Source organism: Taishania pollutisoli, from assembly GCF_014518315.1.
GTDB classification, from domain to species: Bacteria; Bacteroidota; Bacteroidia; order Flavobacteriales_D; family Crocinitomicaceae; genus Taishania; species Taishania pollutisoli.
This window is the reverse complement of sequence record NZ_JACVEL010000002.1, coordinates 176,827-201,849: the sequence shown is the minus strand read 5'-3', so window position 1 is coordinate 201,849 and position 25,023 is coordinate 176,827. Positions and strand designations below refer to the sequence as shown.

Annotated in this window: 39 protein-coding genes; 4 read left to right on the top strand and 35 right to left on the bottom strand. The window is 41.0% G+C overall.

Annotation, left to right across the window (positions count from 1 at the left end; all coding sequences use genetic code 11):
• Positions 1–14: 14 nt before the first annotated feature.
• A complete protein-coding gene (locus H9Y05_RS04040) occupies positions 15–488 on the bottom strand; it encodes a cupin domain-containing protein (protein ID WP_163490918.1) in 474 nt (157 codons plus the stop codon).
• Positions 489–1,247, bottom strand: a complete 759-nt coding sequence (locus H9Y05_RS04035) for a hypothetical protein (protein WP_216713565.1) — start codon at positions 1,245–1,247, stop codon at positions 489–491.
• A 177-nt stretch (positions 1,248–1,424) separates the two neighbouring features.
• Between H9Y05_RS04035 and H9Y05_RS04030 the strand changes: the two genes are divergently transcribed.
• The 4 genes from H9Y05_RS04030 (at position 1,425) to H9Y05_RS04015 (ending at position 6,062) form a co-directional block, all read left to right on the top strand.
• Positions 1,425–2,933 carry a DEAD/DEAH box helicase gene (locus tag H9Y05_RS04030; protein ID WP_163490920.1) on the top strand — a complete coding sequence of 503 codons (1,509 nt, stop codon included), beginning with the start codon at positions 1,425–1,427 and terminating at the stop codon, positions 2,931–2,933.
• A gap of 206 nt (positions 2,934–3,139) precedes the next feature.
• Complete coding sequence (locus H9Y05_RS04025) at positions 3,140–4,357, top strand: bifunctional 3,4-dihydroxy-2-butanone-4-phosphate synthase/GTP cyclohydrolase II (protein WP_216713564.1); 1,218 nt, start codon at positions 3,140–3,142, stop codon at positions 4,355–4,357.
• A 66-nt stretch (positions 4,358–4,423) separates the two neighbouring features.
• Positions 4,424–5,077 carry an ABC transporter ATP-binding protein gene (locus H9Y05_RS04020; RefSeq protein WP_163490922.1) on the top strand — a complete coding sequence of 218 codons (654 nt, stop codon included), beginning with the start codon at positions 4,424–4,426 and terminating at the stop codon, positions 5,075–5,077.
• Between the two features lie 235 nt (positions 5,078–5,312).
• A complete protein-coding gene (locus tag H9Y05_RS04015) occupies positions 5,313–6,062 on the top strand; it encodes a TIGR02757 family protein (protein ID WP_216713563.1) in 750 nt (249 codons plus the stop codon).
• Positions 6,063–6,413: 351 nt separating this feature from the next.
• Here H9Y05_RS04015 and rplQ read toward each other — a convergent pair whose 3' ends face one another.
• From rplQ to H9Y05_RS03850, 33 genes are all read right to left on the bottom strand, one after another.
• The gene (gene rplQ, locus H9Y05_RS04010; RefSeq protein WP_163490924.1) at positions 6,414–6,974 is read right to left on the bottom strand and encodes a 50S ribosomal protein L17; all 561 of its coding nucleotides are present in this window, start codon (positions 6,972–6,974) and stop codon (positions 6,414–6,416) included.
• 95 nt (positions 6,975–7,069) lie between these two features.
• Entirely contained in the window at positions 7,070–8,062 is a 993-nt protein-coding gene (locus tag H9Y05_RS04005) for a DNA-directed RNA polymerase subunit alpha (protein ID WP_163490925.1), read from the bottom strand.
• 105 nt (positions 8,063–8,167) lie between these two features.
• Positions 8,168–8,776: a 30S ribosomal protein S4 gene (rpsD, locus tag H9Y05_RS04000; protein ID WP_163490926.1), complete on the bottom strand. Its 609-nt coding sequence runs from the start codon at positions 8,774–8,776 to the stop codon at positions 8,168–8,170.
• Between the two features lie 80 nt (positions 8,777–8,856).
• Positions 8,857–9,243, bottom strand: a complete 387-nt coding sequence (rpsK, locus tag H9Y05_RS03995) for a 30S ribosomal protein S11 (RefSeq protein WP_163490927.1) — start codon at positions 9,241–9,243, stop codon at positions 8,857–8,859.
• A 55-nt stretch (positions 9,244–9,298) separates the two neighbouring features.
• Complete coding sequence (rpsM, locus tag H9Y05_RS03990; protein WP_163490928.1) at positions 9,299–9,664, bottom strand: 30S ribosomal protein S13; 366 nt, start codon at positions 9,662–9,664, stop codon at positions 9,299–9,301.
• A gap of 12 nt (positions 9,665–9,676) precedes the next feature.
• A complete protein-coding gene (gene rpmJ / locus H9Y05_RS03985; protein ID WP_124744438.1) occupies positions 9,677–9,793 on the bottom strand; it encodes a 50S ribosomal protein L36 in 117 nt (38 codons plus the stop codon).
• A gap of 34 nt (positions 9,794–9,827) precedes the next feature.
• Entirely contained in the window at positions 9,828–10,046 is a 219-nt protein-coding gene (gene infA, locus H9Y05_RS03980) for a translation initiation factor IF-1 (protein WP_163490929.1), read from the bottom strand.
• 3 nt (positions 10,047–10,049) lie between these two features.
• Positions 10,050–11,390, bottom strand: coding sequence for a preprotein translocase subunit SecY (secY, locus tag H9Y05_RS03975; RefSeq protein ID WP_163490930.1), 1,341 nt, complete (start codon positions 11,388–11,390; stop codon positions 10,050–10,052).
• A 25-nt stretch (positions 11,391–11,415) separates the two neighbouring features.
• Positions 11,416–11,865, bottom strand: a complete 450-nt coding sequence (gene rplO / locus H9Y05_RS03970) for a 50S ribosomal protein L15 (RefSeq protein ID WP_163490931.1) — start codon at positions 11,863–11,865, stop codon at positions 11,416–11,418.
• A 19-nt stretch (positions 11,866–11,884) separates the two neighbouring features.
• Positions 11,885–12,061: a 50S ribosomal protein L30 gene (gene rpmD / locus H9Y05_RS03965; RefSeq protein WP_163490932.1), complete on the bottom strand. Its 177-nt coding sequence runs from the start codon at positions 12,059–12,061 to the stop codon at positions 11,885–11,887.
• Positions 12,062–12,074: 13 nt separating this feature from the next.
• The gene (gene rpsE / locus H9Y05_RS03960) at positions 12,075–12,593 is read right to left on the bottom strand and encodes a 30S ribosomal protein S5 (RefSeq protein ID WP_163490933.1); all 519 of its coding nucleotides are present in this window, start codon (positions 12,591–12,593) and stop codon (positions 12,075–12,077) included.
• Positions 12,594–12,596: 3 nt separating this feature from the next.
• Complete coding sequence (gene rplR / locus H9Y05_RS03955; RefSeq protein ID WP_163490934.1) at positions 12,597–12,950, bottom strand: 50S ribosomal protein L18; 354 nt, start codon at positions 12,948–12,950, stop codon at positions 12,597–12,599.
• A 10-nt stretch (positions 12,951–12,960) separates the two neighbouring features.
• The gene (gene rplF, locus H9Y05_RS03950) at positions 12,961–13,518 is read right to left on the bottom strand and encodes a 50S ribosomal protein L6 (protein WP_163490935.1); all 558 of its coding nucleotides are present in this window, start codon (positions 13,516–13,518) and stop codon (positions 12,961–12,963) included.
• Positions 13,519–13,537: 19 nt separating this feature from the next.
• Positions 13,538–13,936, bottom strand: coding sequence for a 30S ribosomal protein S8 (gene rpsH / locus H9Y05_RS03945; RefSeq protein WP_163490936.1), 399 nt, complete (start codon positions 13,934–13,936; stop codon positions 13,538–13,540).
• A gap of 107 nt (positions 13,937–14,043) precedes the next feature.
• Positions 14,044–14,358 (bottom strand): 30S ribosomal protein S14, encoded by a 315-nt coding sequence (rpsN, locus tag H9Y05_RS03940; protein ID WP_163490937.1) that lies wholly within the window; start codon positions 14,356–14,358, stop codon positions 14,044–14,046.
• Between the two features lie 3 nt (positions 14,359–14,361).
• Positions 14,362–14,913 (bottom strand): 50S ribosomal protein L5, encoded by a 552-nt coding sequence (rplE, locus tag H9Y05_RS03935; RefSeq protein WP_163490938.1) that lies wholly within the window; start codon positions 14,911–14,913, stop codon positions 14,362–14,364.
• The gene (gene rplX / locus H9Y05_RS03930) at positions 14,913–15,230 is read right to left on the bottom strand and encodes a 50S ribosomal protein L24 (protein WP_163490939.1); all 318 of its coding nucleotides are present in this window, start codon (positions 15,228–15,230) and stop codon (positions 14,913–14,915) included. The genes rplE and rplX overlap by 1 nt, the downstream gene beginning before the upstream one ends.
• 13 nt (positions 15,231–15,243) lie before the next feature.
• Positions 15,244–15,612 (bottom strand): 50S ribosomal protein L14, encoded by a 369-nt coding sequence (gene rplN, locus H9Y05_RS03925; protein ID WP_163490940.1) that lies wholly within the window; start codon positions 15,610–15,612, stop codon positions 15,244–15,246.
• Between the two features lie 9 nt (positions 15,613–15,621).
• Complete coding sequence (gene rpsQ / locus H9Y05_RS03920; RefSeq protein ID WP_163490941.1) at positions 15,622–15,879, bottom strand: 30S ribosomal protein S17; 258 nt, start codon at positions 15,877–15,879, stop codon at positions 15,622–15,624.
• A gap of 28 nt (positions 15,880–15,907) precedes the next feature.
• The gene (gene rpmC / locus H9Y05_RS03915; protein ID WP_163490942.1) at positions 15,908–16,102 is read right to left on the bottom strand and encodes a 50S ribosomal protein L29; all 195 of its coding nucleotides are present in this window, start codon (positions 16,100–16,102) and stop codon (positions 15,908–15,910) included.
• A gap of 7 nt (positions 16,103–16,109) precedes the next feature.
• Positions 16,110–16,538 carry a 50S ribosomal protein L16 gene (gene rplP, locus H9Y05_RS03910; protein WP_163490943.1) on the bottom strand — a complete coding sequence of 143 codons (429 nt, stop codon included), beginning with the start codon at positions 16,536–16,538 and terminating at the stop codon, positions 16,110–16,112.
• Between the two features lie 24 nt (positions 16,539–16,562).
• Positions 16,563–17,285: a 30S ribosomal protein S3 gene (gene rpsC, locus H9Y05_RS03905; RefSeq protein ID WP_163490944.1), complete on the bottom strand. Its 723-nt coding sequence runs from the start codon at positions 17,283–17,285 to the stop codon at positions 16,563–16,565.
• Between the two features lie 8 nt (positions 17,286–17,293).
• Positions 17,294–17,689, bottom strand: a complete 396-nt coding sequence (rplV, locus tag H9Y05_RS03900; RefSeq protein ID WP_163490945.1) for a 50S ribosomal protein L22 — start codon at positions 17,687–17,689, stop codon at positions 17,294–17,296.
• Between the two features lie 19 nt (positions 17,690–17,708).
• Entirely contained in the window at positions 17,709–17,987 is a 279-nt protein-coding gene (gene rpsS, locus H9Y05_RS03895) for a 30S ribosomal protein S19 (protein ID WP_163490946.1), read from the bottom strand.
• A 7-nt stretch (positions 17,988–17,994) separates the two neighbouring features.
• A complete protein-coding gene (gene rplB / locus H9Y05_RS03890) occupies positions 17,995–18,819 on the bottom strand; it encodes a 50S ribosomal protein L2 (RefSeq protein ID WP_163490947.1) in 825 nt (274 codons plus the stop codon).
• Between the two features lie 13 nt (positions 18,820–18,832).
• The gene (rplW, locus tag H9Y05_RS03885; RefSeq protein ID WP_163490948.1) at positions 18,833–19,129 is read right to left on the bottom strand and encodes a 50S ribosomal protein L23; all 297 of its coding nucleotides are present in this window, start codon (positions 19,127–19,129) and stop codon (positions 18,833–18,835) included.
• A gap of 7 nt (positions 19,130–19,136) precedes the next feature.
• Positions 19,137–19,763, bottom strand: a complete 627-nt coding sequence (rplD, locus tag H9Y05_RS03880; protein ID WP_163490949.1) for a 50S ribosomal protein L4 — start codon at positions 19,761–19,763, stop codon at positions 19,137–19,139.
• Complete coding sequence (gene rplC / locus H9Y05_RS03875) at positions 19,763–20,377, bottom strand: 50S ribosomal protein L3 (protein WP_163490950.1); 615 nt, start codon at positions 20,375–20,377, stop codon at positions 19,763–19,765. Before rplC ends, rplD begins: the two co-directional genes overlap by 1 nt.
• A 91-nt stretch (positions 20,378–20,468) precedes the next feature.
• A complete protein-coding gene (rpsJ, locus tag H9Y05_RS03870; RefSeq protein WP_163490951.1) occupies positions 20,469–20,774 on the bottom strand; it encodes a 30S ribosomal protein S10 in 306 nt (101 codons plus the stop codon).
• 12 nt (positions 20,775–20,786) lie between these two features.
• Complete coding sequence (gene fusA / locus H9Y05_RS03865) at positions 20,787–22,892, bottom strand: elongation factor G (RefSeq protein ID WP_163490952.1); 2,106 nt, start codon at positions 22,890–22,892, stop codon at positions 20,787–20,789.
• 5 nt (positions 22,893–22,897) lie between these two features.
• Positions 22,898–23,368, bottom strand: a complete 471-nt coding sequence (rpsG, locus tag H9Y05_RS03860) for a 30S ribosomal protein S7 (RefSeq protein ID WP_163490953.1) — start codon at positions 23,366–23,368, stop codon at positions 22,898–22,900.
• A gap of 19 nt (positions 23,369–23,387) precedes the next feature.
• Positions 23,388–23,765: a 30S ribosomal protein S12 gene (gene rpsL, locus H9Y05_RS03855; RefSeq protein WP_163490954.1), complete on the bottom strand. Its 378-nt coding sequence runs from the start codon at positions 23,763–23,765 to the stop codon at positions 23,388–23,390.
• 126 nt (positions 23,766–23,891) lie between these two features.
• Positions 23,892–25,022, bottom strand: a complete 1,131-nt coding sequence (locus tag H9Y05_RS03850) for an alginate O-acetyltransferase AlgX-related protein (RefSeq protein ID WP_216713562.1) — start codon at positions 25,020–25,022, stop codon at positions 23,892–23,894.
• Position 25,023 lies beyond the last annotated feature (1 nt).

The window sequence follows — 25,023 nt, the reverse complement described above, 5'->3', positions numbered from 1 at the left end:
ATCAGAAATACGAATTAAAATAACAGGCTGATTTCTTTCTTCAGATGCGGAAACAGTTCCAGCATTTGTTCTTGTGTAAACAATTCAAAATCCGAAAAGTCGAAACCGGGAGCGACGACACACGACACCAACGAATAGGTGTTTTCTTCCGAAACAGAAGCTCCGAAAACAGCACCTGCGGGCACTAAATGTTGCGGGACCTGACCATGTTCAAGTTCTTTCCCAACGATTGTTGCGCTGTATACACCATTTTCAATAGCATGTACAACGATCGGACTTCCGGCATGGTAAAACCAAAATTCATCACTTTTGATGCGATGCCAACTTGACGTTTCCGAAGAAGGCAATAAAAAGTAAATGACGGTTGCAAGTGATTTCTGTGTCTTTTCCAACACAACGGGAGAACGATAGGTTTCAACAAAATAGCCTCCTTCCGGATGCGGTCGCATGTTCAATTGTTCTACAATTTTCTGAATCGCAGTAGTCATTTATTCAATCGGTGTTTTGATCGGGCTTCCCTTGATTTTGATTAACGGGAAAAAGTATTTTATTTCCAATGCGATGTAGGATCCATCCACTCTTCCTTGATTTTCCGCATCTGTTTCAATTTGAAACCCTTGGTTTTTATAGCTGGACTTTAAATAAAATAATGGCTCAAACGGGATTCTTGCCGCTGCTCCTAAATAAAATGTACCTGCCTTTTGCGTTCTGTATTCAAATCCGATATTCCCAATGGCTTCACCCAAAACTTTTTTCCCAATCGCCCACTGATTAAACTCATGATATTTTCCCTCTGTGTTCTTCACCCCCACTACAGTTGGATTGTACGAAATAGCAGCTCCAACGGAAACATTCATATAAGCTCTTTCTGCCAGTCGAATGTAAAACAATGCACTTACCGGAACATCATATGTGAGGTAACGGAGCCGGGAATTCATATATAAATTGGAATCAGGAATTGAATAATCAAGAAAATAATTGCGCTGTGTCATGTTAATTCCCGTTTCAAGAGCAATTAATTTTGTTAATCCGACACGCACAACTCCACCAAACGAATAGCCGGTAGCTTGTCTTAATGTTGTATTAAATCCGTCCACATTACTGTCAAATGTAGTTGTCCCGATAAAAACTCCCGGAAAGATCGGCTTGATCTGAAACCCGAAATAAGTAGGGATTTTCTCTTTAACAGTTTGAGAAAATGAGACCTGGATAAAAAGTAAAAATAAAACTGCTAATCTGAATTTCATCGTATTATTTGCTGCAAAGATGCCATTAATTTTCACAAATAACGGTATTTTTCGTCCTTTTGTTGTATCCAAGCAGTCAATTATCACTACAGAACAAAAAATAAATGGTAATCTATCGTTAATAATTTGCTAAATCAGAATAAAGGCGGTAATTTTGTACCCCATTTTTAAGAACAAATGATCGATACGGATTTAGAAACAGCAAAAAGATTATACCCTTTCCAGGAAGACACAGTAAACACCATTATCGAAGAGCTGAAATCCAATGGAGATAATTTTAATTTACTCTACCAGTTGCCGACAGGAGGAGGTAAAACCGTTATTTTCTCAGAAATAGCAAGGCGTTACATTGAGTTGTGGGGTAAAAAGGTACTGATCCTCACACACAGAATTGAATTATCGGTTCAAACGTCGAAGCAATTGCATGCCATTAATGTCAACAATAAAATCATCAATTCGGAAGTAAAGACAATTCCTGATCAGCATGAATATTCCTGCTTCATTGCAATGGTGGAAACGTTGAATAACCGGCTGCAGGAAGATGAAAACTTCATTGAAAACGTTGGACTGGTCATCGTGGATGAAGCGCATTACAACAGTTTCCGTAAAATCTTCCAATTCTATAAGGGAGGAAATATTTTAGGGGTAACGGCGACGCCGCTGAGCAGCAATCGTGTGCTTCCGCTAAATGACAATTACAACAAACTCCTGGTTGGAGAAAGCATTGCTTCACTGATCGAAGGGCAATACCTGGCTAATGCTGAAACCTATACTTACGATGTGAATCTTCACGGGTTGAAAATCGGGACAAACGGGGATTTTACCGTTAGCAGCTCCGATGTTGTTTACGGAAATTACTTCATGCAGGAAAAACTGCTGTTCGCTTATGAGGAAATCGCTGTCGGAACAAAAACACTCATTTTTAACCCGGGAATCGAGACATCTATCCGGGTAGAGGAAACCTTTAAAAAACGAGGATTTAAGATTCGTCACCTGGACTCGACATTTTCAGACAAAGACCGCAAAGAAGTACTTCAATGGTTCAAAGAAACCAAAGACGCCATTCTTTCTTCTGTCGGAATTCTCACCACAGGATTTGACGAACCGACTGTAGAAACGATTATACTGAACCGTGCTACACGCTCCCTGACGTTGTATCATCAAATGATCGGACGGGGATCACGGAAACTGCCGAACAAAGACAATTTTAAGGTCATCGACCTGGGAAATAATGTACGCCGTTTCGGATTGTGGCAGGATTATATCAACTGGCAGGATGCATTCCGCTTTCCGGACCGTTTCCTGGAATCACGTTTATCAGAATCGGATGACGTGGAATTTGAAGTGGAGTTTGAATTCCCTAAAAAATTAACGGAACTGATTGATACGGTGAAGCTGGAAGAATTCAATATGAAGGACATTTATTATGAGTGTCTGGATGCCGGAGACAAAGGGAAAGCTGCCGTTGATCAATCACTGGACAATCACTTTGAAGTCATCCGCAGTGCTTCAGGTGATTTTTACGATGCACTGGATATCCAGGAAGCATTGCAGGACCATATTGAACACCGTCTGAAACAATACACCAAGTGTATTTCCAAGAGTACCAATAACTATTTCAAATATTTACAGGAAACATACAACCGTCAGCTGCGACAAAAATTGCGCGAGGCACTGGATGATTGATTCGCTGACCGGAAATCAAGCGGGAAGTGATCAACCGATCTTCTCTCGTTAATCTTCCATTTTGAAGGAGGAAATTGATGTGGCTTCCTGTAGCACTTTTCTTCGCAAATCCTAACAGATTGTTAAAGGCATAAAAAACTTCTCTTGTGTTAGTAGTGCTGTGGTGAATTTAAAGTAATTTTGTAGTTCTCATTAGAACAACAATTATGTCATCAGTACTAAATACGATAGAAGAAGCAATCGAAGACATCAAAAACGGGAAAGTCGTGATCGTAGTGGATGACGAGGACCGTGAAAACGAAGGTGACTTTATTGCAGCAGCAGAATGCGCCACACCGGAAATGATCAATTTTATGGCTACGCACGGACGCGGATTGATCTGTACGCCACTTACCGCTGAACGATGTGATGAATTGGCATTGAATCAAATGGTCACCAACAATACCGTTTTGCACGAAACACAGTTTACGGTATCTGTCGACCTGATTGGTCACGGATGTACAACCGGAATCTCTGTTCATGACCGGGCAAAGACCATCAAGGCATTGGTAGACCCGGCAACCAAACCCGCTGATCTGGGGCGTCCGGGGCATATTTTCCCCCTGCGGGCAAAAGAAGGTGGTGTTCTCAGAAGAACCGGACATACGGAAGCAGCTGTTGACCTGGCACGTTTAGCAGGATATGCTCCCGCGGGAATTCTTGTCGAAATTCTCAATGAAGACGGAACCATGGCCCGTTTATCTCAATTGGTAGAAGTGGCGAAGAAGTTTGATCTGAAACTGATCTCCATCGAGCAATTGATTGAATACCGTATGCACAATGAATCTCTGATCGAACGGGAAGTAGAAGTTGAAATGCCGACAAAAGCCGGTGACTTCAAAATGGTTGCCTACAAGGAAAAACTAACCGATCAGGATCATCTGGCACTGATCAAAGGAGAATGGAAAGAAGACGAACCGGTATTGGTACGTGTACACTCTTCTTGTATGACCGGAGATATTTTCGGGTCTTGTCGCTGTGATTGCGGCCCTCAACTGGAAAAAGCCATGCAGATGATCGAAGAAGCAGGAAAAGGCGTCATTGTATACATGAACCAGGAAGGACGCGGAATCGGTTTACTGAATAAATTGAAGGCCTACAAATTGCAGGAAGAAGGATTAGATACTGTAGAAGCCAACCTGCAACTTGGTTTTAAAAGCGATCAACGCGATTACGGTGTAGGTGCGCAAATTTTGCGTGACCTGGGAGTAACCAAAATGAAACTGATGTCTAATAATCCAACCAAACGCACCGGATTGGTCGGCTATGGGTTGGAAATTGTAGACAATGTACCAATCGAAATTGAGAGCAACAGCCACAACGAATTTTATTTGCAGACAAAACGCGATAAAATGGGACATTCGCTTAAAATGATAAAAAAATAATTGGTGCTTGATTCTTCCCGGTAGTTACTGGTATCGGGAAGAATGAATGCTTAAAAACAACTCTTTATGCTTGCGGCAAAGAACATTCATAAAAAATATGATCACCTGGAAATTCTGAAAGGAATTAGTCTGGAGGTAACGGACAGTGAAATTGTTTCGATTGTCGGGTCTTCCGGAGCAGGTAAGACGACTTTGCTGCAGATTTTAGGTACATTGGATAAACCCGATCAGGGCATCCTTGAAATCAACGGAATCAACCCGTTTCAATTGTCTTCCAAAAAAATTGCCGCGTTCCGCAATCAACACATCGGTTTTATTTTCCAGTTTCATCAATTGTTGCCTGAATTTACGGCTTTGGAAAATGTATGCATTCCAGCCATGATGAACGGAAAATCGATGGTTGATGCAAAAAAACTGGCAACTCCCCTACTCGACCGGCTGGGATTGAGTCACAGAGGTGAACACAAACCCAATGAATTATCGGGTGGAGAACAACAACGTGTTGCCGTAGCCAGAGCATTGGTAAACAAACCAAGTATCATCTTTGCAGATGAACCTTCCGGAAACCTGGATACGGAAAATTCAACAATGCTGCACAACTTGTTCTTCGAATTGCGCGAAGAATTTAAACAAACGTTTGTCATTGTCACGCACAATGAAGACCTGGCAAAAATGGCCGACCGGATGATCACCATGAAAGATGGGCTGGTGATTGGTTAGCATTATCAATGCTTCTTTTACTTTTGTGCTGATTTTCTTGTTAAGAAGCACACGAATAATTCATCCGAAGATGTCTTTTGTTTCTCGCAAAGACGCAATTGTGTGAAGAATGGTCTGTATTTTACGAAAGGAAAGTAGCTGTTTGAAATTTTTAATTTGATTATTACTCACTAAGGCACAAAGACGCGATTGAATGTAGAATAGTGTGTATTTTTACGGCATCAAAAAATAATCAATGACTCCCGACGAATTAAAATCCTTTCTCGATTTCAAAGCTGAACAATACGAAAATACGGATTTCATTGAAACAGATCCGATTCAGATCCCGCATCGTTTTTCCAAGAAAGAAGACATTGAAATCAGTGGTTTCTTACTTTCGACGATTGCCTGGGGAAACCGTACGATGATTATCCGGAACGGAAATAAGTTGATGGAATTAATGGAAGAAGATCCGCATCGGTATATTTTGGATTTTACATCCCGGGATTTGGAATTTGTTCACCGGACATTCAATTCCCAGGATCTGGAATTTTACCTGCGTTCACTGAAAAACATGTATCATACCGGAGGATTGGAGCAGGCATTTTCCGCACATCCTGAAATCGAAGGGATGAAAGGGCGTATTGTCCGGTTTCGGGATTATTTTTTATCTGTTGAGCATGAATCACGTGCTGAAAAGCACATTTCCAGTCCGCTGAAGAATTCTGCCTGCAAACGATTGAACATGTTTCTCCGCTGGATGGTTCGCGATGCACAAAAAGGGGTTGATTTCGGGATTTGGAAATCCATGGATGCATCTGAGTTATATCTTCCATTGGATGTTCATACGAGTAAGAATGCGCGTAAAATTGGTATTTTAAGCCGCAAACAAGACGATTGGAAGGCCTTGGAGGAACTGATGGGGCATTTACGCTCGTTTGATGAAAAAGATCCTGTTAAGTACGATTTTGCACTGTTTGGGCTGGGGGCGTTTGAGAAGTTTTAATGAACGAGCTTTTCCGGAGATGAGAAATGGGTCTATTTTTCTCGCAAAGGCGCGAAGACGCAAAGGGTATTACCTAAAGAATGAAGATGGGCTGAGGGTGTCGGAGAAGTTTTGATGTACTGTTTTTTTTTTATTTAAAAAGGGCTACATAACCTTTAAACATATATAATCGGCCTCTTTTTGCATCTGTTATTTCATATAGATATTTCGTTTTTCAAGATTTTCAACTAATTAAGAAAACAAACAAAAACTTAATTAGTGGGCTGCGCTTAAAAAAAAGCCCAGTTTATTTTAAAACAAAAAAGGATTGCCAAATTTGACAATCCTTTTCTATTCCTGTAAAGAATTTAATTATTCTTTATCTTCTTTTTCTTCAGAAGATTCTTCTGATGCTTCAGGAGTTTCTTCAGTTGCAGCTTCAGGAGCTGTTTCAACTGTTTCTACTTCTACCGCTTCAACAACTTCTTCCGTTGCTGTTGCTTCTGTTTTAGCAGCACCCGCTCCTCTTCTTGAACGACGTGTTGTTTTCTTCGCTTTTTCGTTTGTATAGATTTCGTTGAAATCAACCAACTCGATCATACACATTTCAGCGTTATCCCCCAAACGGTACCCTGTACGGATGATACGTGTGTATCCTCCCGGACGATCAGCAATTTTAGGAGCAACTGTTCTGAATAACTCAGAAACAACGTCTTTGTTTTGCAAATAACTGAAAACTGTTCTTCTATTGTGAGTAGAGTCTTCTTTTGACTTTGTCAACAATGGTTCAACAAACGTTCTCAGGGCTTTCGCTTTTGCAACAGTCGTAGTGATACGCTTGTGCAGGATCAACGAAGAAGCCATGTTAGACAGCATCGCTTTTCTGTGAGAAGCTGTTCTACCCAAATGGTTTACTTTTTTTCCGTGTCTCATTTTATTTAATTTCGTAAGTAACGGTTAGTAAAATCCTTTTTGTATCGCATGGATTTTACCACCTATTACGCCATTTTACATTATTAATTGCGATACTAATCTTTGTCTAATTTGTATTTAGAAACATTCATTCCGAAGTTCAATCCTTTGTTTTCAACAAGGTCTTCCAACTCTGTCAGTGATTTTTTACCGAAGTTACGGAACTTCAATAAATCGTTCTTGTTGTAAGAAACCAAATCACCCAATGTTTCAACGTCTGCTGCTTTCAAACAGTTCAATGCACGTACAGACAAGTCCATATCTACCAATTTAGATTTCAACAATTGTCTCATGTGCAATGAAGTCTCATCAAACTCTTCCGTTTCTGCTTTCACTTCGCTGTCAAGTGTGATGCGTTCGTCAGAGAACAACATGAAGTGGTGGATCAAAATTTTCGCTGCTTCTTTCAAAGCATCTTTCGGATGAATCGATCCATCAGTAGTGATATCCAATACTAATTTCTCATAATCCGTTTTTTGCTCCACACGGTAATTTTCGATTGAATACTTCACGTTTTTAATCGGTGTGTAAATGGAGTCAACGAAGATCGTTCCAAACGGAGCGTTCCCGGTTTTGTTCTCTTCAGCGGGAACATAACCACGTCCTTTGTTGATCGTCAATTCCAATTCCAATTTAACGGAAGCATTCAGGTTACAGATTACCAGATCAGGGTTCAATACCTGGAATGCGGATGTAAATTTACCCAAATCTCCTGCAGTCAATTGCTCTTGTCCGGAAATTGTCACTGCTACAGCTTCATTATCCGTTCCTTCAATTTGCTGCTTGAAACGTACTTGTTTCAAGTTCAGGATGATTTCAGTAACATCTTCTACCACTCCTTTGATTGTAGTAAACTCGTGGTCTGCTCCTTTAATCTTTACAGAAGCGATTGCAAACCCTTCCAATGAAGAAAGCAAGATGCGACGCAACGCGTTACCAACTGTAATACCATATCCTGGCTCCAACGGACGGAATTCAAATTGTCCGTGGTGCTCATCGGATTGGATCATAATAACCTTATCCGGTTTTTGAAAATCTAAAATTGCCATTTTGTTTGTTCTTCTTTTTAATTGTCTCGCAGTTGCGCGGTATGAAAGAGTGAAGAAAATCAATCAGACCCTTTAGCTGCGATTCAATGGTTAATTTATACGTTATTACTTCGAATACAATTCGACGATTAATTGCTCTTTGATGTTCTCAGGGATCATTTCACGAGCAGGAACAGCTAATAACGTTCCTGTCATTGTTGCATTATCCCATGCCAACCAATCGTATTTTTTTCCGTTGGAAGAAAGTGTTCCTGTAATTGTTTCCAATGACTTGGATTTTTCTCTTACCCCAACTACATCTCCAGGTTTCAACTGGTACGAGGGAACATTAACAATCTCACCGTTTACAGTGATGTGCTTGTGTGTTACCAACTGACGAGCCGCTCTTCTTGAAGGCGCTACACCAAAACGGTAAACTGTGTTATCCAAACGCATCTCACACAATTGTAACAAAATTTCACCGGTAATTCCTGGTTTCGCATTCGCTTTTTTGTACATGTTAGAGAACTGACGCTCCAAAATACCATATGTGTATTTTGCTTTTTGTTTTTCACCCAACTGAATAGCGTATTCAGATTGTTTTCCTCCGCGACGCTTGTTCGGACCGTGTTGTCCCGGACCGTAAGCGCGTCTTTCCAACGCCTTGTCCGGACCGAAGATCGGATCACGGAAACGACGTGCAATTTTTGATTTTGGACCTGTATATCTTGCCATTTTACTATTTATTTATGAAAAGGTATCGTGAATTAAGGCTTTCCTTCGACGACATGAATCCTTTTCTCGTTATTAATTTACTATACGCGACGTCTTTTCGGTGGACGACAACCGTTGTGCGGTAATGGAGTTACATCAATGATCTCAGTTACTTCGATACCAGAGTTGTGAATAGAACGAATTGCAGACTCGCGACCTGCTCCTGGTCCTTTCACATACACTTTCACGCGACGTAATCCGAAGTCATGTGCTTCTTTTGCAGCATCCTCAGCAGCAACCAATGCAGCATAAGGAGTGTTCTTTTTAGAACCTCTGAAGCCCATTTTACCGGCAGAAGACCAGGAAATAACCTGACCAGCTCCGTTAGTCAAAGAAATAATAACATTGTTGAAGGTAGCTTGGATATGCGCTTCGCCCGATGCATCTACTTTGACGTTCTTCTTCTTTTTTTGATTCGACTTTGCCATTTTAACTAGCTATTGTTTTTTATTAAACTTAAAAACAGGTACAGAAAAAATCTAATTATTTTTTCTTGTTTGCAACCGTTTTTCTTCTTCCTTTACGTGTACGGGAGTTGTTCTTAGTACGTTGTCCTCTCAACGGAAGACCTGCACGGTGACGAATTCCTCTGTTGCACCCGATGTCCATCAAACGCTTAATGTTCAACTGGATCTCAGAACGCAATGCTCCTTCCACTTTAATCGCGTTGATTGCTTCACGAATCAAACCGATCTGATCGTCATTCCACTCAGATACTTTGATGTTTTCATCGATGTTGTTATCTTTCAAAATTTGAGAAGCTGTACTTCTTCCGATACCAAAGATGTAAGTTAATCCAATTACACCTCTTTTGTTTTTTGGTAAATCTATACCTGCAATACGTGCCATAATCTTCTATAATTATCCTTGTCTTTGTTTAAGTTTCGGATTCTTTTTATTAATCACGTAAACTCTACCTTTTCTTTTAACGATCTTGCAATCTGCAGTACGTTTTTTTACTGATGCTCTAACTTTCATTTTCCTAATTTTTTAATATTTTGAGCTTCTACTTTTATTTATATCTGAAAGAGATTCGCCCCTTTGTCAAATCATAAGGAGACATTTCCACTTTCACTCTGTCTCCAGGTAAAATTTTGATGTAAAACATGCGCATTTTACCTGAAATGTGAGCTGTAATCACGTGACCGTTTTCCAACTCGACACGGAACATCGCATTTGACAATGCTTCGATGATTGTTCCATCCTGTTCAATTGATGTCTGCTTCGCCATATCTTAAAATCCGGATAATTCGTTTGCAGACCTTCTACCTTTCACACGTGTACCTTCCATCAATCCATCCATATGGCGGTTCAACAAGTACGATTCGATTTGTTGCAATGTATCCAATACAACACCGACCATGATCAGGATAGAAGTTCCACCAAAGAACATTGCGAACTGACCGTTTACACCGGCCAAAGAAGCAATTGCAGGAATAATTGCAATCGCCGCCAGGAATAATGATCCCGGGAATGTGATACGCGACACCAATGAATCGATGTAATCAGCTGTTTCTTCACCTGGTCTTACTCCCGGGATGAATCCACCACTTCTCTTTAAATCATCGGCAATTTTCTTCGGGTTGATCATGATCGCCGTATAGAAATACGTAAATACGATGATCAATACCGCCAGAATCACGTTGTACCACAATCCGTACGGATCGCTCATTGCTGTTTGCAATTTACTTGGTGTTTCCGTGTTGGAAGCAAATAACATCATTGGAATGGTAACGATTGCCTGTGCGAAAATGATCGGCATTACTCCCGAAGCATTTACTTTAATCGGCAAGTAGTTGCGTGCTCCCTGTGCATCTTCAACAGATCGGGATCCAACAACTCTTTTCGCTGTGTTTAACGGAATTTTTCGAACTCCCTGTACAATGAAAATAGTTGCCATTACAACCACCATGAACGCTACGATTTCAAGAACGATTTTAATCAGGTTTCCTTCGTTGATACCAACTTCGGAGATAAACGATTGCGGCAAACGAGCAAGGATTCCGACAGTAATCAACAACGAGATACCGTTACCGATTCCTTTCTCAGTAATACGCTCACCCAACCACACAGCAAACATTGCACCTGCAACCAACACCAGGATCGTCTGAACCCACCACAAAGTAGTTTCATCCGCAGGCATCGCTCCTTTACTTTTAACGTAAAGAGCCAGATAACTCGGAGCCTGTAAAGCACAGATTCCGATTGTTAGAATTCGTGTGTAGTTGTTGATACGTTTTCTACCTGATTCACCTTCATTCTGCATCTTCTGAACGGCAGGAACTGCCATCCCCAAGAGTTGCATAATGATCGATGCACTAATGTAAGGCATGATCCCCAGTGCCATAATAGAGGCATTGGTAAACCCTCCTCCCGAGAAGAGAGAAAGTAAATCTTCCAGTACATTTGCTGAACCAGCTTGGTTAGCCTGTGCTAACGCAGTATAATTTACACCCGGAATAATAATGAATGACCCCAAACGGTAAATCAAAATAAGCGAAAGAGTTAAGAGAATTCGCTTTCTCAACTCTTCCACTTTCCAGATGTTTTTTATGTTCTGTATAAAACGCTTCATTTTATAAAAATGTTGGCAAAGTTAATTAGATTTCTGAACAATTCCCACCTTTATTTTCAATTGCTTCTTTTGCAGACGCTGAAAATTTGTGTGCAGTTACATTAATCTTTGCAGTTAACTCACCTCTTCCTAGAACTTTTACCAATTCATTTCTGGATACCAGTCCGTTTTCGCGCAGAACTTCAGGAGTGATTTCCGTTACGTTCTTACGGTCAATCAGTGACTGGATGATATCCAAATTGATTGCTTTGTATTCTACTCTGTTTATATTTTTGAAACCAAATTTAGGTACACGTCTTTGAAGTGGCATCTGACCTCCTTCGAATCCGATTTTCTTGCTATACCCTGATCTGGATTTCGCTCCTTTGTGTCCACGTGTAGATGTTCCACCGTATCCGGACCCTTGACCTCTTGCGATTCTTTTTCTGTCCTTAACAGATCCTTTCGCAGGAGTTAAATTATGTAAAGTGCTCATATCAAATCGTTTTTTTAAGTTACTCAACAACTTCAATTAAGTGTTGAACTTTTTTAACCATTCCCAAGATTTGAGGAGTTGCTTCTTTTTCAATTACTTGATTCAACTTTCTCAATCCTAACGCTTTTATCGTAGCTTTTTGTACCGCCGGACGATTAATAGCGCTTCTTACCTGCTTAATTTTAATTGTAGCCATGTCTTTGTCTCTATTAACCATTAAATACTTTATCCAACGAAATACCACGCTGTCTTGCAACAGATACCGCATCTCTCATTTGAGACAATGCATCGATTGTTGCTTTCACTACGTTATGCGGGTTTGATGAGCCCTGAGATTTCGCTAATACATTGTGTATACCTACACTTTCCAGCACTGAACGCATCGCACCACCTGCGATTACTCCCGTACCTTCAGAAGCTGGTTTCAACAATACGCTGGCACCACCGAATTTTCCTTTTTGAGGATGTGGAACTGTCCCTTTCAAAATCGGAACTTTGATCAGGTTCTTTTTCGCATCGTCAATCCCTTTTGTGATTGCTTCTGTAACTTCTTTTGCTTTTCCTAAGCCATGACCAACGATTCCGTTTTCATCACCAACTACAACGATTGCTGAAAAAGAGAATGTACGTCCTCCTTTTGTAACTTTCGTAACGCGGTTTACGGCCACCAACTTATCTTTAAGCTCTATATCCGAAGATTTTACTTTGTTTACTGCTTGTGTCGCCATTTCTTAAAATTTTAAACCGCCTTCTCTTGCTGAGTCAGCTAATGATTTAACTCTCCCGTGGTACAAGTATCCGTTGCGGTCAAACACAACGCTCTCGATTCCGGCTTTTACTGCTTTTTCTGCAACTTCTTTTCCTACTACTGCAGCTTGCTCAGATTTGTTTTTCTTTTCAGCTGCTTTGTTGTTGTAAGAAGATGCGGATACTAATGTCTTTCCTGTAGTATCATCTATTACTTGCGCATAGATTTGTTTGTTACTACGAAAAACTGACAATCTAGGCACCATAGAAGTACCAGAAATTTTCTTTCTGATTCTTCGTTTGATTTTTGCTCTTCTATTTAATTTACTAAATGCCATAACTTAAGTTTTATTTTTTACCTGCAGATTTTCCTGCTTTTCTTCTGATTTCCTCGCCTACAAACTTAATACCTTTTCCTTTGTATGGTTCTGGCTTACGAAGGGAACGAATTTTGGCAGCAACCTGACCCAAAAGCTGATTGTCGTGCGACTCAAGTGTTACCACTGGTGCCTTACCTTTTTGGGTGTCTGCAGATACCTTTACTTCTTTCGGAATTTCGAAGATATACGGGTGAGAGTATCCCAATGCAAGCTCCAGTGTTTGTCCTGTTGCTGTCGCACGGTATCCAACCCCTACGATTTCCAATTCCTTTTTGAACCCTTCTGAAACGCCAACCACCATATTCTGAAGCAATGCACGGTATAAACCATGTTTTGCTCTATGGGCAGGTGCGTCTGATGCGCGGCTGAAAGTTACTGTTCCGTCTTCAATTGACAAATTCACGCTATCGGTATCGATAACCTGAGTCAATTCTCCTTTGGAACCTTTAACAGTAATCACTTTACCGTCAAACTTTACGTCTACTCCACTCGGGATGTTAACTGGGGATTTACCTATCCTTGACATTTTTGTTTTTTGTTAAAGATTAATATACGTAGCAAAGAATTTCTCCACCTACGTTTTGCTTTCTTGCTTCTTTGTCTGTAATTACTCCGTGAGAAGTAGAAACAATTGCAATTCCAAGTCCGTTAATTACACGTGGAAGCTCTTGTGCTCCTGCATACTTACGAAGACCTGGTCTTGATGCCCGCTGGATCTTAGTGATCGCAGGAACTTTTGTCGAAGGATTGTATTTCAAAGCGATTTTAATAATTCCTTGCTTTGAATCATCTTCAAACTTGTAATTGGTGATGTACCCCTGGTCGAACAAAATCTGCGTGATCGCTTTTTTTGTGTTAGATGCAGGGATCTCAACTGTTTTCAAGCCAGCAGAACTTGCGTTACGAATACGCGTCAGATAATCTGCTATTGGATCTGTATACATATAAAAAAAATTGCGATTATGGTTTTCGGTATGCCATAAAAATGACATACCGAACCTTTAATCAGTTAATAATACAAAATTGGGCTGCAAATATATAAAAATATTTTTTACCAGCTTGCTTTTTTTACTCCCGGGATTTTTCCTGCCAATGCCATTTCACGGAAAGTAACACGTGAAATACCAAACTGACGCATGTAACCTCTTGGACGTCCTGTAAGACCACAACGGTTGTGCTGTCTGTTTTTTGCAGAGTTAGCAGGCAATTTTTGCAATGCCATCATTGCATCCCATTTCGCAGCTCCGACTTCGTCTGAGTTATCAGCAGATTTTAACACCTTTACCAATTCCTCACGTCTTTTCGCGTAACGTGCGTTGAGTTTTTCTCTTTTGCGCTCACGCGCTTTCATTGATTCTTTTGCCATCTCTTATTTTTTTATAAATGGGAATCCGAATGCATCCAACAATGCTCTACCTTCTTCGTCTGTCTCAGCAGTTGTCACGAACGTAATATCCATTCCTAAAATGCGGTTCACTTTATCGATATCAATTTCCGGGAAAATGATGTGTTCTTTCACTCCATAGTTGAAGTTTCCGCGTCCATCAAATCCTTTCGGGCTCACCCCTCTGAAGTCACGAGTTCTCGGAAGTGCGATAGAGATCAAACGATCCAGGAAATCATACATATTATCTCCTCTCAACGTTACTTTTGTCCCGATCGGCATTCCTTTTCTCAACTTAAAGTTAGAGATGTCCTTTTTGGAATTTGTCGATACTGCTTTTTGTCCGGCGATTCTGGATAATTCGTCTACTGCAGTTTCAACAATTTTCTTGTCGGCTACAGCATCACCCAATCCCTGGCTCAAAACAATTTTTGTCAGTTTCGGTACACGCATACTAGACTTGTATCCGAACTGTTCAGTCAAAGCAGGGATAATCTCTGCTTTATACTTTTCCTTAAGTCGTGGTGTATAACTCATTATTTAATCTCCTCCCCTGACTTTTTTGAATAACGAACTAATTTTCCTTCTTTGTTCAACTTACGTCCGATGCGTGTTGCCTCGCCGTTGTGAACAACCATAAGGTTTGAAATGTGAATACTTGCTTCTTTCTCCACGATTCCTCCCTGAGGGTCTTGTGCGCTTGGCTTAGAGTGTTTCTTAACGATGTTCACTCCTTCCACAATTGCACGGGATTTCTTTCTGTCAATCGCAAGGATTTTTCCTTCCTGATTACGTGACGTACCGCTAATAACCTTAACAGTGTCACCTACTTTAATGTGTAATTTCTGTTGCATGACTTCCATTCATTTAAAGTACCTCAGGAGCCAATGAAACGATCTTCATATAATCGTTTTCACGTAGCTCACGAGCAACTGGTCCGAAAATACGGGTTCCTCTCATGTCCCCCGCCTGATTCAAGATAACGCACGCGTTATCATCGAAACGAATGTAAGAACCGTCCGCACGACGTACTTCTTTTTTTGTTCTTACTACTACTGCCTTGGCAACCGCTCCCTTTTTAACGGCTCCAGAGGGCGCTGCGCTCTTAACAGCAACTACGATTTTGTCTCCGACAGAAGCGTAACGACGTTTTGTACCACCCAATACACGGATGCACAACACCTCCTTCGCTCCGGAGTTATCTGCTACTGTAAGTCTTGATTCACTCTGTATCATTACTTAAAATTATTTAGCTCGCTCAACAATTTCTACTAATCTCCAGTTCTTTGTTTTTGACAAAGGACGTGTTTCCATGATACGAACTGTATCTCCGATATTGGAGTCATTTTTCTCATCGTGGGCCACAAATTTAGTAGTTTTTTTGACAAACTTACCATACTTAGGGTGTTTTACTTTTCTTTCAACGGATACAACGATAGATTTGTCCATCTTATCGCTTGTAACAACACCGATACGTTCTTTTCTTAAATTACGCTCTTCCATTGTAATCATTTTTTTGAATGACAAGCGATTAAGCTTGTTTTTCACGTTTTGTTAACTCAGTTTTCAACTGGGCAACCGTTCTTCTCATCTTGCGAATCTGAAGTGGATTTTCCAATGGAGAAACTTTGTGATTTAACTTGATTTTCGACAATTGTCCGTTCAAATCCGCAATACGGTTTTTCACGTCTTCAAGAGATAATTTTGTGATTTCTTGCTGCTTCATTTTACGACTATTTTTCTGGAACTACAAAATCATTACGGACGATGAATTTACACTTAACCGGTAATTTCTGAGCTGCCAAACGCATTGCTTCTTTTGCAATTTCGTAAGGTACTCCGTCCGCTTCAAATAAAATACGTCCCGGTTTAACAACTGCCACCCAGTGACTAGGAGCTCCTTTACCTTTACCCATACGTACTTCAGCTGGTTTTGACGTAACTGGTTTGTCTGGGAAGATACGGATCCATACTTTACCTTCACGCTTCATGTAACGCGTAACTGCGATACGGGAAGCTTCGATCTGACGGGATGTGATCCATCCCGGTTCCAAAGTTTTCAGCGCAAAAGATCCGAATGCTACGGTGCTTCCTCTGTGAGCAAGACCACGGTTTCTTCCCTTCTGTGCTTTTCTAAATTTGGTTCTTTTTGGCTGTAACATTTTTCTAAAATTTTACTGTCCTAATTACTTTTTCTTTCTTTTAGCACCTGCAGGTTTTCTTCCCTGTCCTCCTGTTTTTCCAGAAGATTGAGCTTGCCCAACATTTGGTGACAAATCGCGTTTTCCGTAAACCTCACCTTTACATATCCACACCTTGATACCTAAACGACCATAAGTCGTGTGTGCTTCGGAAATTGCATAATCGATGTCTGCTCTGAACGTATGTAACGGAGTACGTCCATCCTTGTACATCTCTGAGCGAGCCATTTCTGCGCCATTCAAACGTCCGGAGATCTTCACTTTGATTCCTTCAGCTCCCATGCGCATCGTGCTCGCGATAGCCATTTTAATTGCTCTTCTGAATGAAATACGAGCTTCCAACTGACGAGCGATTCCATCTGCAACCAAACGAGCATCCAATTCAGGACGTTTCACCTCGAAAATGTTGATTTGGATTTCTTTCTTCGTCAATTTTTTCAACTCTTCTTTCAGCTTGTCAACCTCTTGCCCACCTTTACCGATGATAACTCCTGGTCTTGCAGTGTTAATAGTAACAGTGACAAGCTTCAACGTACGCTCAATAATAATTTTAGCGATCGAAGCTCTAGACAAACGAGCGTGAAGATATTTACGGATCTTATCGTCCTCTACTAACTTATCTTTGTAGTTATCTCCACCGTACCAATTAGACTCCCATCCGTGGATGAAACCTAATCTATTTCCTATTGGATTTGTTTTTTGTCCCATTCTCTTACTTATTTAACACCATCAACGATAATGGTAACATGGTTTGATCTTTTTCTAATTCTATGAGCACGTCCCTGAGGAGCAGCCTGAATTCGCTTCAACATCGGACCACCGTTCACTTCAATTGAGCGCACGATCAATGTTTCTTCTTCAATGCTTTTTCCTTCGTTCTTTTGCTCCCAGTTTGCGATTGCGGAACGCAATAGCTTCTCAAGGCTTACAGAAGCAGCCTTGGAATTGTGTTGCAATATGTTCAGAGCCTTATTTACTTCTACTCCCCTTACAAGATCTGCAACCAATCTCATCTTTCTCGGAGCGATCGGAGAATCATTCAAACGTGCAATCGCAGTTGTCGCTTTCTCCGCTTTTAATTGTTTTGCTCTTAATTGTTTTCTAGCACCCATGACTTTGCTATATTAAATTCTATCTTTTCTTATCTTTTTTATTCCCTCCATGGCCACGGAAATTACGCGTCGGAGCGAATTCGCCCAACTTGTGTCCGACCATGTTTTCGGTAACAAATACAGGAATAAACTTATTCCCGTTATGAACAGCAAACGTTAACCCAATAAAGTCAGGAGTAATTGTACTCGCTCTCGACCATGTTTTGATAACAGCTTTGCTTCCTGATTCCTGCGCCTCGTCCACTCTCTTGATTAATTTGTAGTGTACAAACGGCGGTTTTTTCAACGAACGACTCATATCCTAATTATTTTTTTCTTCTTTCGATAATAAACTTATCTGAATACTTCTTGCTAGCACGTGTTTTGTATCCTTTAGCCGGAATACCTTTACGTGATCTAGGGTGACCTCCTGCGTTACGTCCTTCACCACCTCCCATCGGGTGATCAACCGGGTTCATAACAACACCACGTACACGTGGACGACGGCCTAACCAACGCTTTCTACCTGCTTTACCGGAGATCGCTAAGTTGTGTTCAGAATTGGATACTGCACCGATTGTTGCCAGACAAGTTGTCAAAATCATTCTGGTTTCACCAGAAGGCAATTTGATAATTGCATAGCGACCATCACGCGCGTTCAATTGAGCGTAAGTACCAGCTCCACGAGCAATGGCACCACCTTTACCAGGTTTTAATTCAATGTTATGAATTACAGTTCCTAACGGAATATCACTTAAGAAAAGTGCATTTCCTACATTTGGTGCTGCATCTTTACCAGCTACTACAGTATCTCCTACTTTCAATCCTTCAGGAGCGATAATGTATGCTTTCTCACCATCTGCATAATACAGCAAAGCAATACGGGCTGTACGGTTCGGATCGTATTCGATCGTTTTTACCGTAGCCGGAACACCATGCTTACTTCTTTTGAAATCAATGATACGGTATTTTTGTTTGTGACCACCACCGATGTAGCGCATGGTCATTTTACCGTCATGATTACGACCACCAGACTTGCTCTTTCCTACTACCAAAGACTTTTCAGGCTTTGCTGCAGTTACTTCAGAGTAGTCGCTGATGATTTTGTGTCTTTGCCCTGGAGTTGTAGGCTTGAATTTTTTAAGACTCATTTCGTTTTACTACTTAAAAATTACTAAATAAATCAATCGTTTCTCCATCCGCAACTGTAACAACAGCTTTTTTCCATTGTTTGCTTCGTTGCTCAACGACACCTCTGTTTGTATATTTTACAGAGGATTTTCCGCCACCATAATTCATTGTGCGCACTTCAGTCACCTGAACTCCGTACAATTTCTCGACAGCATCCTTAATTTCCAGTTTATTTGCCGCTCTGTCAACTACAAATGAAAAACGGTTTGCTTTTTCGCTTTGACCTGTTGCTTTCTCGGTAATAACCGGTTTTTTAATAATTGCTTTCATCTTTCAATCAATTTAGAATCTTTTCGATTGCTTCTATTGAACTTGTTGCCAAAACCACTTTCTTCGCATTCAACACGTCAAATGTATTGAAAGACTCAGCAGTTACAACTTTAACTCTCTCAAGGTTACGAGACGATTTGTAAACGTTCTCGTTTTCGTTCCCCAAAATGAACAATACTTTTTGGTTATCCAAATTCAAGCTGCTCAACAATGATTTAAACTCTTTTGTTTTTGCTGCATCGAAATTCAAATCTTCCAAAATAATAATTGAATCTTGTTTCGCCTTGTATGCAAATGCAGACTTACGCGCCAATCGTTTCAATTTTACGTTCAATTTGAAGTGGTAGTTTCTTGGTCTTGGTCCGAAGATACGACCACCACCTACACGAGTACCAGATTTGATACTTCCTGCACGTGCACCACCTGTTCCTTTTTGCTTTTTAATCTTTCTAGTAGATCCTGCAATTTCAGCTCTTTCTTTCGCTTTGTGCGTTCCCTGACGACGATTTGCCAGGTGTTGCTTCACGTCCAGATAAATTGCGTGATCGTTTGGCTCAATTCCAAAAACATCATCAGACAAGCTAACAGTTTTCGAAGTAGCCTTTCCTTTTACGTCAAATACTTTTACTTCCATTATTTCTGAATTGTTACGGTTGAACCATTAGCTCCTGGAACGGAACCCTTAACGATGATCAGGTTTTTGTCAGTTAACACTTTCAATACCTGAAGGTTTTCAGCAGTGATGCGTTTGTTCCCCATTTGACCGGCCATTCTCATTCCTTTGAATACTTTCGCAGGGTAAGAAGCTGCTCCGATGGATCCCGGTGCACGCAATCTGTTGTGCTGACCGTGAGTAGATTGTCCAACCCCACCAAATCCGTGGCGTTTTACTACCCCTTGAAATCCTTTACCTTTAGAAGTTCCGATGACATCAACGTACTCACCTTCTTCGAAGATCTCCGCTGTTACCACGTCTCCTAAATTCAAGTTATCGAAACCTTTAAATTCCACCAACTTAGACTTCGGGTCTGTGTTAGCTTTTTTAAAGTGACCTTTCAACGCGCTTGGAGTGTTTTTTTCTTTACGTACTCCAAATCCAAGTTGAACGGCATCGTAACCATCTCTGTCTTGTGTCTTTACCTGAGTAACGACGCAAGGACCAGCTTCAATCACTGTGCATGGTAAAATTTTACCCTCAGCACTATAGATGCTAGTCATTCCGACTTTTCTACCAATAATTCCTGGCATTACTTTACTTATTTAATTATTACTACTTGAATGAAAGGCATCCCGGAACACTCCGGGATTAGGCCTTTATGTCTTTCTAATTTAAAACCGATCAGACTTTGATCTCAACGTCTACTCCGCTTGGCAATTCCAAACGCATCAGGGCATCAACAGTCTTAGAAGAAGAGCTGTAGATATCCAACAAACGCTTGTAAGAGCTCAATTCGAACTGCTCACGCGCCTTTTTGTTTACGTGTGGAGAACGCAATACAGTGTATATACGTTTGTGAGTCGGCAACGGAATTGGTCCACTAACAACCGCTCCCGTAGCTTTAACTGTCTTCACGATCTTTTCAGCTGATTTGTCAACCAAATTGTGATCGTATGATTTTAATTTAATTCTAATTTTTTGGCTCATTATACTCTTGTATTATGCGTTCACTTTTCCGTTAACTTTTGCAATTACTTCTTCAGCAACATTTTTAGGTGCATCTGCGTAATGTGAGAACTCCATTGAAGAGTTTGCACGACCTGAAGTCAAAGTACGTAATTGAGTCACGTAACCGAACATTTCAGATAATGGAACATCTGCTTTTACAACTTTTGCTCCGTTTCTATCGTCCATTCCTCTGATCACACCACGACGACGGTTCAAGTCACCTACAACGTCTCCCATGTTTTCTTCCGGAGTAACTACTTCCAATTTCATGATCGGCTCCAACAATACAGGGTTTGCTTTTTTCATCGCTGCCTTGTAAGCCATTTTAGCACACAATTCAAATGATAATGAATCCGAGTCAACTGCGTGGAAAGATCCATCTAACAATTCAACGATAAACGCATCAACCGGATACCCCGCCAATACACCGTTTTTCATTGATTCTCTAAATCCTTTTTCAACAGAAGGAACGTATTCTTTAGGGATATTACCTCCTTTAATACTATTGATAAACTCCAATCCGGATTTTTCAGGATTTGTCTGAGGAGAAATTTTAACAACGATGTCCGCAAATTTACCACGACCACCTGATTGTTTTTTGTAAACTTCTCTGTGATCAACAGAAGAAGTGATGTTCTCACGGTAGCTAACCTGAGGTGCTCCCTGGTTCACTTCCACTTTAAACTCACGCTTCAAACGGTCAACAATGATATCCAGGTGCAACTCCCCCATTCCTGAGATAATTGTTTGTCCTGTCTCTTCATCTGTACGTACCTGGAACGTAGGATCTTCTTCTGCCAATTTGTTCAAACCAACACCTAATTTATCCTGGTCAGCTTGTGTCTTCGGCTCAATTGCCAATCCGATTACCGGATCCGGGAAGTCCATCGATTCCAAAATGATTCCGTGACCTTCCGCACACAAAGTATCTCCGGTACGGATATCTTTAAATCCTACAACCGCTCCGATATCACCTGCTCCTAACTCATCAATTTGATTTTGTTTGTTTGCATGCATCTGGAAGATACGTGAGATACGCTCTTTGTTATTTGTACGCGGGTTGTAAATATACGATCCTGCAGGCAATTTTCCTGAGTACGCACGCACGAAACACAAACGACCTACAAACGGGTCTGTTGCAATTTTAAATGCTAATCCACAGAACGGCTCATCGTAAGAAGGCTTACGGCTGATTTCGTCTCCTGTTTTAGGATCTGTACCTGTAATTGCTTCCTGATCCAACGGAGATGGCAACAATGCCATTACGTTGTCCAACATCGCCTGAACTCCTTTGTTTTTGAAAGAAGAACCACACATCATCGGAACCACTTTACCAGCGATTACCGCTTGACGCAATGCAGCCAGTACTTCTGCTTCCGTAATTGAATTCGGATCTTCGAAGTATTTCTCCATCAAATTGTCGTCAAATTCTGCAACTTGCTCCAATAAGTGTTCACGCATTTCTGTTGCTTCTTCCAACAAATCAGCAGGAATTTCGATTTCTGTAAATGTCATTCCTTTGTCTTCTTCGTTCCAAACGATCGCACGGAAGTTGATCAAGTCAACCACTCCTTTAAAATCATCTTCAGCACCGATAGGCAACTGTAACGGAAGTGAATTACTTCCCAACATGTCTTTCACCTGGCGAACAACGTTCATGAAGTCTGCTCCCTGGCGGTCCATTTTGTTAACGAACCCTAAACGAGGAACGTTGTAGTTGTTAGCCAAACGCCAGTTTGTTTCTGACTGAGGCTCTACACCATCAACAGCAGAGAACAAGAACACCAATCCGTCCAACACGCGCAAAGAACGGTTCACCTCAACTGTAAAGTCAACGTGTCCCGGGGTGTCAATAACGTTAATCTGGTAAGTATTTCCTTTGTAGTTCCATGGAACTGTAACAGCCGCAGAAGTAATTGTAATCCCTCTCTCCTGCTCTTGCGCCATCCAGTCAGTTGTAGCACCACCATCGTGTACCTCACCAATTTTGTGGCTCATCCCAGAGTAGTACAAAATACGCTCTGTCGTTGTAGTTTTCCCAGCATCAATGTGCGCTGCGATACCAATGTTACGTGTAAATTTAAGATCTCTTGCCATGGTGATTAAAATCTAAAATGTGAGAATGCTTTGTTTGCCTCAGCCATTCTTAATGTATCTTCTTTTTTCTTGTATGCAGCACCTTCTTCTTTGGATGCAGCAATAATTTCAGAAGCCAATTTACCAGCCATTGTTTTCTCGTTACGCTTACGTGCGTATCCGATCAACCATTTCATTGCCAGTGAATTTTTTCTTGACTCACGAACCGGAGTAGGAATCTGGAACGTTGCACCACCAACACGGCGTGAACGAACTTCCACAGGAGGAGCAACATTTTCCAATGCTTTTTTAAACGTCTCCAATCCTGAAACATCTTCAATTTTCTTTTCTACGATATCAATCGCATCGTAAAAAATCTTGAATGCCAAACTTTTCTTACCGTCGTACATTAAGTTATTCACAAACTTTGTTACTTGCGCATCCTGAAAACGCGGATCAGGAAGGACGGTTATCTTTTTCGCTTTTCTTCTTCTCATTGTCTAACAGCTTTAACTATTATTTTTGTTTAGGTCTTTTCGCACCGTACTTAGAACGACGCTGTCTTCTTCCTTCTACTCCTGCAGTATCTTCCGCACCGCGAACGATGTGGTAACGTACCCCCGGAAGGTCTTTAACTCTTCCTCCGCGTACAAGCACTAAGGAGTGCTCCTGCAAATTGTGACCTTCTCCACCGATATACGCATTGACTTCTTTTCCATTGGTCAAACGCACCCTCGCAACTTTACGCATTGCAGAGTTCGGCTTCTTAGGAGTAGTGGTGTAAACCCTTACACATACCCCTTTACGCTGTGGACATGAATCAAGTGCGGCAGACTTTGATTTCTTTACTACCGCTGTTCTTCCCTTGCGAACTAATTGTTGGATAGTTGGCATAAAATACTCTTAATTTTTATAAATAAACAATAACCCCAAACACACTTTGGGGGGTGCAAATATATGACATTAATTTTACAAAACAAGTAGTTAGAAAAAAAATATTGAGAAAATGAAGGGCCGGGATCATTTAAAAAATGATTCAATCAATCCAAAGCCAAACCGCGGAAGATTGGATTCGGTACAAATAAGCAGTACTACGTTGTTTTTCTCTATTTCCCGTGCCAAATTCGCTTTGTCAACAAGAGCTGATGTTGTGAAACTTTGCGGGTAACGTTGCTCCATGTAATACCAGAATTCACCATCAGCAAAATAATCTTTTGGCAATCCCATCCAGTACAAGCCCCAAAAGTAGCTGTCTGAAATTGTGACAACCCGCGTTCTGTTATGTTCTTCTTCCGTTCTGTGAAAAACCGGGTATGCCATTTTAAAATCCTCTAACGGCCGGATCAGATTCATCCCCTGCCAGATATCGTTATCGGTATCCCGGAGTTTTGAAGTATATTCGATGTGGTCCAATTCAATCCCGGGAAAAGGACGCCCCGTTACCTGAGTTAAATAAGCCAACAGTGAGTCAGCCACCAGGTACTCTCCGTATTTACTCCAGTGAATTCCCGTTTTGGAATACAGTTTGTTCTGTTGATGCACACCATGCTTCATTTCTGCAAACCAGGTATGGGCATCAAATACATTTATTCCTTCACTGGTAAGGTATTTTTTATAGACTTCAAAATTGGTCTTGCCTTTCTTAATCCCATTATAAGATTCCGGGAAATATTCCGGGTAAAAACTTCCTTTTCCCGGTGCCAGCAGAACAACCACTTCGATACCTTCTTTCTCCAGGGAATCCGCAATGACCTTCAACTGCTCAACTTTTTTGCGGATACTATCCTCCCCTACAAAGTCCAATCCCAGATATGCCCTGATATATCCTTCCTCATACAAATACCCTTCTTTGCCAATAACAATTCCTTCCGCATTGGTTTGATTGTACATGGAAAAGTTCAATTGATTGTACAACCGGACAAATGGCTCTCTCAATCCAAAACTATCTTTTACATATTGTTCCTGCAATCTCTGGTACTCTCCGGACAACCAATTGCTTCCGGAAATATACGGATCGGCCGTTGCCTGAACAGCACCTTTCAATGGCTGAATGTTGACTATTCTGAACTTGGACTGCAGCATCGGCAGGAACAGCAGCACTAACACAACTAAAAACAATCCATTTTTTATATGTCCGGTATATTTCTTCATC

Bases quoted from the DNA above. Each gene is read 5' to 3' on its own strand.
- H9Y05_RS04040 (WP_163490918.1), bottom strand. From the start codon at position 488: ATGACTACTGCGATTCAGAAAATTGTAGAACAATTGAACATGCGACCG.
- H9Y05_RS04035 (WP_216713565.1), bottom strand. From the start codon at position 1,247: ATGAAATTCAGATTAGCAGTTTTATTTTTACTTTTTATCCAGGTCTCA.
- H9Y05_RS04030 (WP_163490920.1), top strand. From the start codon at position 1,425: ATGATCGATACGGATTTAGAAACAGCAAAAAGATTATACCCTTTCCAG.
- H9Y05_RS04025 (WP_216713564.1), top strand. From the start codon at position 3,140: ATGTCATCAGTACTAAATACGATAGAAGAAGCAATCGAAGACATCAAA.
- H9Y05_RS04020 (WP_163490922.1), top strand. From the start codon at position 4,424: ATGCTTGCGGCAAAGAACATTCATAAAAAATATGATCACCTGGAAATT.
- H9Y05_RS04015 (WP_216713563.1), top strand. From the start codon at position 5,313: ATGACTCCCGACGAATTAAAATCCTTTCTCGATTTCAAAGCTGAACAA.
- rplQ (WP_163490924.1), bottom strand. From the start codon at position 6,974: ATGAGACACGGAAAAAAAGTAAACCATTTGGGTAGAACAGCTTCTCAC.
- H9Y05_RS04005 (WP_163490925.1), bottom strand. From the start codon at position 8,062: ATGGCAATTTTAGATTTTCAAAAACCGGATAAGGTTATTATGATCCAA.
- rpsD (WP_163490926.1), bottom strand. From the start codon at position 8,776: ATGGCAAGATATACAGGTCCAAAATCAAAAATTGCACGTCGTTTCCGT.
- rpsK (WP_163490927.1), bottom strand. From the start codon at position 9,243: ATGGCAAAGTCGAATCAAAAAAAGAAGAAGAACGTCAAAGTAGATGCA.
- rpsM (WP_163490928.1), bottom strand. From the start codon at position 9,664: ATGGCACGTATTGCAGGTATAGATTTACCAAAAAACAAAAGAGGTGTA.
- rpmJ (WP_124744438.1), bottom strand. From the start codon at position 9,793: ATGAAAGTTAGAGCATCAGTAAAAAAACGTACTGCAGATTGCAAGATC.
- infA (WP_163490929.1), bottom strand. From the start codon at position 10,046: ATGGCGAAGCAGACATCAATTGAACAGGATGGAACAATCATCGAAGCA.
- secY (WP_163490930.1), bottom strand. From the start codon at position 11,390: ATGAAGCGTTTTATACAGAACATAAAAAACATCTGGAAAGTGGAAGAG.
- rplO (WP_163490931.1), bottom strand. From the start codon at position 11,865: ATGAGCACTTTACATAATTTAACTCCTGCGAAAGGATCTGTTAAGGAC.
- rpmD (WP_163490932.1), bottom strand. From the start codon at position 12,061: ATGGCTACAATTAAAATTAAGCAGGTAAGAAGCGCTATTAATCGTCCG.
- rpsE (WP_163490933.1), bottom strand. From the start codon at position 12,593: ATGGCGACACAAGCAGTAAACAAAGTAAAATCTTCGGATATAGAGCTT.
- rplR (WP_163490934.1), bottom strand. From the start codon at position 12,950: ATGGCATTTAGTAAATTAAATAGAAGAGCAAAAATCAAACGAAGAATC.
- rplF (WP_163490935.1), bottom strand. From the start codon at position 13,518: ATGTCAAGGATAGGTAAATCCCCAGTTAACATCCCGAGTGGAGTAGAC.
- rpsH (WP_163490936.1), bottom strand. From the start codon at position 13,936: ATGTATACAGATCCAATAGCAGATTATCTGACGCGTATTCGTAACGCA.
- rpsN (WP_163490937.1), bottom strand. From the start codon at position 14,358: ATGGCAAAAGAATCAATGAAAGCGCGTGAGCGCAAAAGAGAAAAACTC.
- rplE (WP_163490938.1), bottom strand. From the start codon at position 14,913: ATGAGTTATACACCACGACTTAAGGAAAAGTATAAAGCAGAGATTATC.
- rplX (WP_163490939.1), bottom strand. From the start codon at position 15,230: ATGCAACAGAAATTACACATTAAAGTAGGTGACACTGTTAAGGTTATT.
- rplN (WP_163490940.1), bottom strand. From the start codon at position 15,612: ATGATACAGAGTGAATCAAGACTTACAGTAGCAGATAACTCCGGAGCG.
- rpsQ (WP_163490941.1), bottom strand. From the start codon at position 15,879: ATGGAAGAGCGTAATTTAAGAAAAGAACGTATCGGTGTTGTTACAAGC.
- rpmC (WP_163490942.1), bottom strand. From the start codon at position 16,102: ATGAAGCAGCAAGAAATCACAAAATTATCTCTTGAAGACGTGAAAAAC.
- rplP (WP_163490943.1), bottom strand. From the start codon at position 16,538: ATGTTACAGCCAAAAAGAACCAAATTTAGAAAAGCACAGAAGGGAAGA.
- rpsC (WP_163490944.1), bottom strand. From the start codon at position 17,285: ATGGGACAAAAAACAAATCCAATAGGAAATAGATTAGGTTTCATCCAC.
- rplV (WP_163490945.1), bottom strand. From the start codon at position 17,689: ATGGGTGCTAGAAAACAATTAAGAGCAAAACAATTAAAAGCGGAGAAA.
- rpsS (WP_163490946.1), bottom strand. From the start codon at position 17,987: ATGAGTCGTTCGTTGAAAAAACCGCCGTTTGTACACTACAAATTAATC.
- rplB (WP_163490947.1), bottom strand. From the start codon at position 18,819: ATGAGTCTTAAAAAATTCAAGCCTACAACTCCAGGGCAAAGACACAAA.
- rplW (WP_163490948.1), bottom strand. From the start codon at position 19,129: ATGAAAGCAATTATTAAAAAACCGGTTATTACCGAGAAAGCAACAGGT.
- rplD (WP_163490949.1), bottom strand. From the start codon at position 19,763: ATGGAAGTAAAAGTATTTGACGTAAAAGGAAAGGCTACTTCGAAAACT.
- rplC (WP_163490950.1), bottom strand. From the start codon at position 20,377: ATGCCAGGAATTATTGGTAGAAAAGTCGGAATGACTAGCATCTATAGT.
- rpsJ (WP_163490951.1), bottom strand. From the start codon at position 20,774: ATGAGCCAAAAAATTAGAATTAAATTAAAATCATACGATCACAATTTG.
- fusA (WP_163490952.1), bottom strand. From the start codon at position 22,892: ATGGCAAGAGATCTTAAATTTACACGTAACATTGGTATCGCAGCGCAC.
- rpsG (WP_163490953.1), bottom strand. From the start codon at position 23,368: ATGAGAAGAAGAAAAGCGAAAAAGATAACCGTCCTTCCTGATCCGCGT.
- rpsL (WP_163490954.1), bottom strand. From the start codon at position 23,765: ATGCCAACTATCCAACAATTAGTTCGCAAGGGAAGAACAGCGGTAGTA.
- H9Y05_RS03850 (WP_216713562.1), bottom strand. From the start codon at position 25,022: ATGAAGAAATATACCGGACATATAAAAAATGGATTGTTTTTAGTTGTG.